Source organism: Moorena sp. SIO3A2 (genome assembly GCF_010672265.1).
Taxonomy (GTDB): Bacteria; Cyanobacteriota; Cyanobacteriia; order Cyanobacteriales; family Coleofasciculaceae; genus Moorena; species Moorena producens.
Genome location: NZ_JAAHHC010000002.1, coordinates 231,938 through 240,228 on the forward strand (window position 1 = coordinate 231,938; position 8,291 = coordinate 240,228).

Annotated in this window: 6 protein-coding genes; 4 read left to right on the top strand and 2 right to left on the bottom strand. The window is 45.0% G+C overall.

Going from position 1 to position 8,291, the window contains the following annotated elements; translation table 11 throughout:
* Positions 1-284: 284 nt before the first annotated feature.
* Positions 285-593 carry a hypothetical protein gene (locus F6K64_RS04190; protein WP_131827208.1) on the bottom strand — a complete coding sequence of 103 codons (309 nt, stop codon included), beginning with the start codon at positions 591-593 and terminating at the stop codon, positions 285-287.
* On the opposite strand from F6K64_RS04190, the gene F6K64_RS04195 reads away from it, so the two are divergent.
* Entirely contained in the window at positions 594-2,318 is a 1,725-nt protein-coding gene (locus tag F6K64_RS04195) for an ABC transporter ATP-binding protein (RefSeq protein ID WP_008189569.1), read from the top strand. It begins immediately after the preceding gene.
* 10 nt (positions 2,319-2,328) lie between these two features.
* Here F6K64_RS04195 and F6K64_RS04200 read toward each other — a convergent pair whose 3' ends face one another.
* On the bottom strand, positions 2,329-2,460 hold the full coding sequence (locus F6K64_RS04200) for a hypothetical protein (RefSeq protein ID WP_267872109.1): 132 nt from the start codon (positions 2,458-2,460) through the stop codon (positions 2,329-2,331).
* A gap of 278 nt (positions 2,461-2,738) precedes the next feature.
* Here F6K64_RS04200 and F6K64_RS04205 point away from each other — a divergent pair, with 278 nt between their 5' ends.
* The 3 genes from F6K64_RS04205 to F6K64_RS04215 all read left to right on the top strand — a co-directional run bounded on the left by F6K64_RS04205 (position 2,739) and on the right by F6K64_RS04215 (position 7,971).
* Positions 2,739-3,449 carry an ABC transporter ATP-binding protein gene (locus F6K64_RS04205; protein ID WP_008189573.1) on the top strand — a complete coding sequence of 237 codons (711 nt, stop codon included), beginning with the start codon at positions 2,739-2,741 and terminating at the stop codon, positions 3,447-3,449.
* Between the two features lie 358 nt (positions 3,450-3,807).
* On the top strand, positions 3,808-6,174 hold the full coding sequence (locus F6K64_RS04210) for an ABC transporter permease (protein ID WP_008189576.1): 2,367 nt from the start codon (positions 3,808-3,810) through the stop codon (positions 6,172-6,174).
* A 375-nt stretch (positions 6,175-6,549) separates the two neighbouring features.
* A complete protein-coding gene (locus F6K64_RS04215; RefSeq protein WP_287251031.1) occupies positions 6,550-7,971 on the top strand; it encodes an efflux RND transporter periplasmic adaptor subunit in 1,422 nt (473 codons plus the stop codon).
* Positions 7,972-8,291 lie beyond the last annotated feature (320 nt).

Genomic DNA, 8,291 nt, shown 5'->3' on the forward strand with positions numbered 1-8,291 from the left:
ACTTTTGCGTAATCGGATTGCCTTGAATGGGACTGGTCTTGAACTGGGGCAATAAAAATGATTGATAACGCCCAAATTTATTAAACCTGGGAAATCCATATTATCTGGTGTTAAATGCTTCTATGGTCTTGTGCAGTGGTTTAATCACATCCTGAGTTACCTGAGAGTGAAATGCTTTTTGGGGCTTGAAGCTCGAAGACAGATAAAATTATTATTTTTAAGGCCACAGTAGTTCTGACTTTGAATACCAACCAATGATCAGCATATCACAATAATGGTCATGGTCACAGAGAACGTAGTGCGTTCGCGAAGCGTGGCCTACGGCCAATCGCGAAGCGTGACATGCACGGGCTTTGCCCGACGCTGCGCGAACGGTCAATCGCATTTTGGGAAGTCTGTAGGGTGGGCATTGCTGGGCAAATCCCAAACCACTTCCAACGAAGCCTAGCCACCAATGCCCACCAACTAAGGTTTTTCATTCCCAACTGTTTGAGCCATGGTTTGAACCATCTCAGGCCAATGGGGTGCTTGTCACCATCAGCTAACCGTAAGTGATAGGTTAAAACAGAAGCCATCATTCTCCCGATTGACACTTGAAACCTCACTCTAGTTACTGGCAACTGCGACCTTACCTTCGTTCCCAACGCTTAACTCTGGCTCAGACATTGGTTTGTACATTAGTATTCACCGTCTGCTGGCCCCTACTCCTTTGGCTATCTGAGCCCTTTTTTGCTGTGGTCGGACAGGGAAAACTGGTCAGGAGTCTTCAGCTAGCTGGGTTAGCTGCTGTTGTATTTCTGACCCAGAAAATAGCGCAGTACTGTTTATATACCCTATCAGCAAAAGCTTCACTACAGATTGCCCTCCATTTACGCCAAAACGTTTTTAACCATTTGCAGCGCCTCAGTATTGGTTACTTTGAAGCTGCTAGAACTGGTGACCTTACCTACCGACTCACCGAAGATCTCGATCGGATTGGGGAGGTGATTTACAAAATTGTTCGTGATTTTATTCCTTGTGTCTTGCAACTGATTGTAGTACTAACTGCTGTCATCTATATTAATCCAGAACTGACCTTAGCCATAGTAATTATTGCACCATTGATGGGCTTGTTGATTGGTTGGTTTGGGGAACAGATCCGGAAATTCTCCCATCGCAGCCAAAATCGGATATCGGATTTGTCCGCAATGCTGACGGAAGTGTTTAGCGGGATTCGATTAATCCAAGCTTTTGCCGCAGAAGACCATACCCTCGAAAAATTTAGCCAAGAAGCGGAAAACAACCGCAAAGCCAAGTATGCTGCTGAACGCCTCAGAGCAATTCAGTTTCCCATAGTTGGTTTTCTAGAAGCGTTGTGCTTCTTATTACTATTATTGTTGGGAGCATGGCAAATTGCTGAGGGTAACCTCACGGCTTCCAAGTTTGTAAGCTACGGTATCGGTGTTGCCATGTTGATTGATCCGATCAACATCTTAACCCAAAACTATAATGAGTTCAAACAGGGAGAAGCATCCATAGACCGCATCTTTGAACTATTTGCCCTTGAGCCAACGGTAATGGAAAAGCCAAGCGCTATAGTTTTACCCCCAGCGACGGGTAGGGTGGAATACTGTAATGTCAGCTTTGCTTATCAACCTGGTGAGCCTGTACTGAGAAATTTGAATTTAGAAATTGCTCCGGGAGATGCGATCGCATTAGTCGGCGCTTCGGGTGCTGGTAAAACTACTTTGGTTAATCTCCTGCCCCGCTTCTATGATCCACAATCTGGGGAAATCCTGATTGATGGGATCAATATTCAAGATATTACCCTCAATAGTCTACGGCGTCAGATTGGCATTGTTCCCCAGGATACCACTCTCTTTTCAGGTACTATTGCTCAGAATATTGCCTTTGGTCAATTAAAACCTGACTTTAAAGCTGTTCAGGAAGCGGCTAAGATTGCCAATGCTCACCAATTCATTATTAAACTATCCCAAGGATATCACACTTGGGTAGGGGAGAGGGGAATTAATTTATCGGGAGGGCAACGACAACGGATTGCGATCGCACGAGCGGTACTGCTCGATCCTAGAATCTTGATTCTCGATGAAGCTACCTCCGCTTTAGACTCAGAATCAGAAGCCTTAGTACAAGAAGCCTTAGAACGGATTATGAAAGACCGCACTGTTTTTATTATTGCTCACCGATTAGCAACAGTGCGCCGTGCTGATCGGATTCTGGTAGTAGAACAAGGACGAATTGTTGAATCGGGAAACCATGAAGTACTGTTAGAAAAAGGTGGTCGTTATGCTCGGTTTTATGCTCAGCAATTTAATTGATTTAATTGCTCTAGTAAAGGGAACAGGGAACAGCGGAATCGGGAATCGGGAATCGGGAATCGGGAATCGGGAATCGGGAATCGGGAATCGGGAATCGGGAATCGGGAATCGGGAATCGGGAATAGTAGACAATAATTGTCACAATTTATTTAGGATTTATATCTAGTCATTACTCTTGAAATAATCAATCATGAATTATAGCAATTTGCAGATATTTTGATTATCAAAATTGAACAAAAAATATTGATTAAATTTTTCAATTGGCAATAATAAATCACTTATATTGAATGCTAAATAGTTTTTCCCTGTTCCCTGTTCCCTGTTCCCTGTTCCCTATTCCCTGTTCCCTGTTCCCTGTTCCCTGTTCCCTGTTCCCTAAAAACTTAGAAATATTTACTTAGTAAAGTCGCCAACCGCTATATGAACAATGAACCTATTTTCAAAGTGCGTGACGTGACTAAAACCTATCAGATGGGGGAGGTGAATGTTCAGGCACTAAAATCAGTTACTATTGACCTCTATGGAGGAGAATTTGTAGTATTGCTTGGTCCGTCTGGAAGTGGCAAGTCCACTCTGCTGAATATTCTCGGAGGACTTGATGTTCCCTCCTTCGGACAAGTCAAATTCTATAATCGTGATTTATCAAGTGCTGATGATCGTGCTCTTACCCGCTTCCGTCGGGAGTGCGTGGGTTTTGTGTTCCAATTCTACAATTTGATTCCCAGCTTGACGGCTCAGGAAAATGTTGCTCTGGTGACGGAAATTGCTCCTCGTCCGATGCGTCCTCGGGAAGCTTTGGGACTAGTGGGACTCGACCATCGCCTTAACCATTTTCCGGCTCAATTATCTGGGGGTGAACAACAACGGGTTGCGATCGCTCGTGCTATTGCCAAACGTCCTCAAGTGCTCCTATGTGATGAACCAACCGGAGCGTTAGACTTTCAGACCGGTAAGCTAGTATTGAATGTATTGGAGCGAGTCAATCAGGAATTGGGAACAACTACTGCTGTAATTACTCACAATGCTGGAATTGCGGCTATGGCAGATCGGGTGATTACCATGCGTAGTGGTGAGATTATTAGTGTACATGGTAATCAGACTAAGATTGCTCCTGAGGATTTAGAGTGGTAAGTCAACGATTGAGTATATTAAGAATTGAATCAAATTACCTAGCTCGATAGAAAACCGGAGGTATAAAAGAACTAGAGGGAGTCACAAAGTAAAAGACTTCCCAAGGAGTTGAGCTATGATAGCAATATTATTAACAACTTTCTTAGTTTGCTGTCTGTTCGGCTTGACATTAGTTTGTGAAGCTTTGTTTTATACAGAAGAAGAGCAGTTATAAAAAATCGAGCGTTGCTTAATAATGGAATGATTTTAAGAGTTTTTAGGTGCGCTTTCCGTATTAAGAATTAAATTCGCCACGGGTCGCACCTGTAGAATGGGCATCTTGCCTGTTCCTGACATTTTCGGTTGGTCTTAGACTTCCATGAATTCCCTAGACCGTAAACTCTTACGTGACCTATGGCAATTACGAGGTCAGGTGATTGCGATCGCATTAGTAGTAGCCTGTGGCATTGCTAGCTTCGTCCTAGCCAGGAGTGCCTATAGCTCTTTGCGACTAATCCAAGACACATATTACAACCGCTACCATTTTGCCCAAGTTTTCGCTTCCCTCAAACGCGCCCCAGAAAGCCTCAAATCCCAAATTGGTGCTATTCCCGGTATTGCCCAAACCCAAACTCGGATTGTGGTTGATGTCACCCTTGATGTGCCTGGTTTAACAGAACCAGCCACAGGAAGACTAATCTCAATTCCTGAGCGTCGTAAGTCCAAACTCAACGACTTATTTATTCGTCAAGGTCGCTATATTGAACCAGGACGAGGAGATGAAGTACTTGTCAGTGAAGCCTTCGCCCAAGCCAATCAACTCAACTTGGGTGATACCATGGGTGCCATTATTAATGGACGTTGGGAAAAATTGCGAATAGTAGGAATTGCCCTATCACCAGAATACGTTTATGAAGTGCGAGGTGCTGGAGAAATCTTCCCAGATAATCGGCGATTTGGAGTGGTTTGGATAGGTCGGGAAGCCTTGGGTAAAGCCTTCGACCTTGATGGTGCCTTTAACGATGTCAGCCTTTCCTTAATTCCAGGGGCTCAAGAAAGGGAAATTATTAGCCGTTTGGATCGATTACTGGAACGCTACGGTGGGTTAGGTGCTTATGGAAGGGAAGATCAGCTATCCCATCAAATTCTAGCAGATGAACTCAGCAGTTTGGAAGTCTCTGCTACTTTTATGCCTTCGATTTTTTTAGCGATCGCATCTTTCCTACTGCATGTTGTCCTCTCTCGCCTAATCGGAACCCAACGGGAGCAAATTGCTGTGCTCAAAGCCTTTGGTTACAGTAACCTAACCATCGGTATCCATTATCTTAAATTTGTCCTTGCCATTGTCAGTGTAGGAGGTATCCTTGGCACCCTAGTTGGTCTTTGGCTCGGCAATGGACTAACCCAACTTTATGCTGAATTTTTTCGCTTTCCCCTACTACGCTATGACGTCAGCTCAGACTTAGTCGCCACCGCCATCTTAGTCAGCTTTACCGCAGCAGCAATTGGTGGACTAATGGCGGTACGTCGGGCAATTTCCCTTCCTCCAGCCCAAGCCATGCGTCCCGAACCCCCAGCTCAATTCAAACCTATCATTATTGAACGGCTAGGTCTACAGCAGTTTTTATCCCCTGCCGGTGGTATTATCCTCCGTAATTTGGAACGCAAGCCCATCCAAGCCTTCCTATCCATTATGGGAATAGCTGTTGCTGTAGCAATTCTCCTGACTGGGTTGTACATCGGAGATGCACTGACATACCTGATGGATTTTCAATTCCGCCAAGTACAACGGGAAGATCTCACCATTATCTTTAATCAACCCCGTCCCGCACGTACCCGTTACGAAATCACTCACTTACCAGGAGTGATTCGTTCCGAACCATTCCGCATCGTACCAGTACGTTTACGCTTTGACCATCATACCTATCGCAGTGCTTTAACTGGAATCGACCCAGCCGGAGAATTCCGCCGTCTGCTAGACAAGAATTGGTACACCGTGCATCTACCCCCAGACGGAGTTGTCATGACTACCAAACTAGCCGAAATCCTAGGTGTTACTCCTGGAGATACCCTAACCGTGGAAGTCCTGGAAGGAAGCCGTCCCGTGCGTCAAGTTCCTGTAGTCGGCTTGGTGGATGAACTCTTCGGTGTCTCAGCATATATGGATATCCATGCCCTCAACCGACTGATGCGAGAAGGACAAACTATTTCTGGTGCTTACCTCTCCGTTGATCCTCACCTTGCTAGTCAGCTTTACTATCGCCTCAAACGTCTACCGGCCATTACCGGTATTGCCACCCGTGAAGCCAACCTAGAAAGCTTTGAGGAAATTAGTGCTAAACTTCTGCGAGTCTTCACAGCAGTACTAGTAATTTTTGCCTGCATTATTACCTTCAGCGTAGTCTATAACTCAGCACGGATTGCCCTATCAGAAAGAGGACGAGAATTAGCCAGTCTCAGGATTATGGGATTCACTCGTGCTGAAATTGCCTTTATTCTCCTAGGTGAACAAGTTATTCTTACCCTACTCGCCCTTCCAATTGGTTTTGGACTCGGATACGGTTTAGCTGCTTTAATGTCTGTTGCCTATAATTCTGAACTTTACCGTTTTCCCTTAATTATTACTAAAGATACCTATGCTTTTACATTTGTTATCGTAATAGTAGCAGCATTATGTTCTGGGTTAATTATCCGCAGAAAGCTGAATCGTCTGGACTTAATCGCTGTTTTGAAAACCAGGGAATAAGCATCAACATGGTGATAGTTACATCAGTGCGGAGCCTGCTGATTCCTTTGTATTCAGCTTAGTTTGCATGTTGTAACTAAGGGTGCATCTCACTTTTAGAAATGTTGCGTAGGGTGCGTTAGGGGCGGGCTAGCCCTGATTTTCCGCCTCTTCGTTCCTGGTTGAAACAGCCCGCCCCGTAACGCACCATCAGGTCAAACAGCTTTTAGGAGATGCACCCGTAACTAACACAAGCTATGGAACAGTAAAAAAGTAATAGCAGTAATTAAATAGTAGTAATTAAATAGTAGTAATTAAATACTGTTGCGATCGCAAAATCAATTCCGCGATTTTAGACACTTCATGAAGCACCTTCCTCAACGGCTAACTTACCTTATGGTTGGAGTTGGCATCATCACAGTAGTTGTCCTAGCATTTCGTCCTGCACCGATTCGGGTTGATCTAGCCGAAGTTAAACGCAGTAGTTTGCAAGTAACAGTGGATGGAGAGGGAAAGACCCGTATCCGCTCCCGCTTCGTAGTTTCAGCTCCTGTTGCCGGTCGGCTGGCGAGGATTAAACTAGATGAAGGAGATAAAATTAAACAAGGGGCAATAATTGCCCAAATTGACCGCCTTCCTCTAGATGCAGACGTCCGAGAAGCTCAAGCACGGCTAAGGCAATGGCAAGCAGAGCGTGATGGGGTAGCAACCAAGCGACCAAAACCAGAAGCTTTATTCCAGGCTCAAGCCCGGATCCGGTCAGCAGCAGCCCAACAGCAAGAAGCTCAAGCTCGGGTCCAGCAAGCATTAGCAGCACTAGAGCAAGCAAAACGCGATCGCCAACGCTCCCAACAGTTATACATTGATGGCGCAATCTCTCGTAAAGACCTCGAAACAGCTCAATTGTTAGAAACTACCTGCCAGAGGGAATTAGAAGCAGCACGACGGGAAGTGGACAGTGTGGCCGCTGAAGTAGTAGCAGCCAAAGAAGCCCGTGCCATTCTCCAAGCCGAACAGAGAGACCCTGACTATTTACTTGATGTCTACAATGCTCGCATTGCCAGTGTTCAAGCTGAACTTGCCAAGCTAGCCGATGAAGCAGCCCGTGCCGAAATTCATTCCCCAATTGATGGTTATGTCCTACGAGTCCTAGAAGAAAGTGCTCGATATGTAGAAGCCGGAACTCCCCTGTTGGAACTAGGAAATCCTGCCGACCTAGAGATTGTCGTTGATTTGCTTTCTACTGATGCGGTCAAAGTCAAGCCAGGAGCAAAAATGTTCATTGAACATTGGGGGGGAGAGCGCACCCTAAACGCTCAGGTGAAGTACGTCGAACCCTCAGGTTTTACCAAAATTTCAGCTCTTGGGGTAGAAGAACAGCGAGTGAATGCGATCGCTAATTTTGTAGATTCCCCAATTCCTTTAGGTGATCGCTACCGAGTAGAAACACGGATTGTAGTTTGGGAAAGCTCAGATGTGCTAGTCGTTCCCTTAAGTGCCATTTTCCGCTGCGACTCACAACAAAATAGCTCCTTGGACCCGATTGCACAAAATAGGGATGATTTGTCCGTGTCTGCAACAGGGGGAACACAGGGAAGTAACCAATTTTCAGATCATCAAGGGAGTATCCAGCGCTCCAACTTCCAGACTTGGTGTACGTTTGTGGTGGAAAACAACCAAGCGAAGAAACGTCAGATTATAATTAGTCAGCGCAGTAATCTTGAAGCAGTGATTCAACAAGGACTTCGAGAAGGAGAAATAGTCATCTTGCATCCCACTGAGCAAATTCAGGAAGGAAAACAAGTTGCACCCCGTTGACTAGCTATCCGTTGACTAGCTATAATATATAATTCGAATTTGAGATGTGAAACTTAATTGATAGCAAAAGCGATGGGCGTTGCTGAATTCAGGTATAACTTCAAGTTAGTGATCGCTAAATCAAAAATCAATTAGCAACGCCAAAAATGCTATAAGTCAAGCAACAGTTAACTGGCATATTTTTTATTCAACCTTCAACCTTCAACCTTCAACCTTCAACCTTCAACCTTCAACCTTCAACCTTCAACCTTCAACCTTCAACCTTCAACCTTCAACCTTCAACCTTCAACCTTCAACCTTCAACCTTCAACCTTCAACCT

Excerpts from the sequence above, each read along its gene's own strand:
- F6K64_RS04210 (WP_008189576.1), top strand. The coding sequence starts at position 3,808 with ATGAATTCCCTAGACCGTAAACTCTTACGTGACCTATGGCAATTACGA.
- F6K64_RS04205 (WP_008189573.1), top strand. The coding sequence starts at position 2,739 with ATGAACAATGAACCTATTTTCAAAGTGCGTGACGTGACTAAAACCTAT.
- F6K64_RS04215 (WP_287251031.1), top strand. The coding sequence starts at position 6,550 with ATGGTTGGAGTTGGCATCATCACAGTAGTTGTCCTAGCATTTCGTCCT.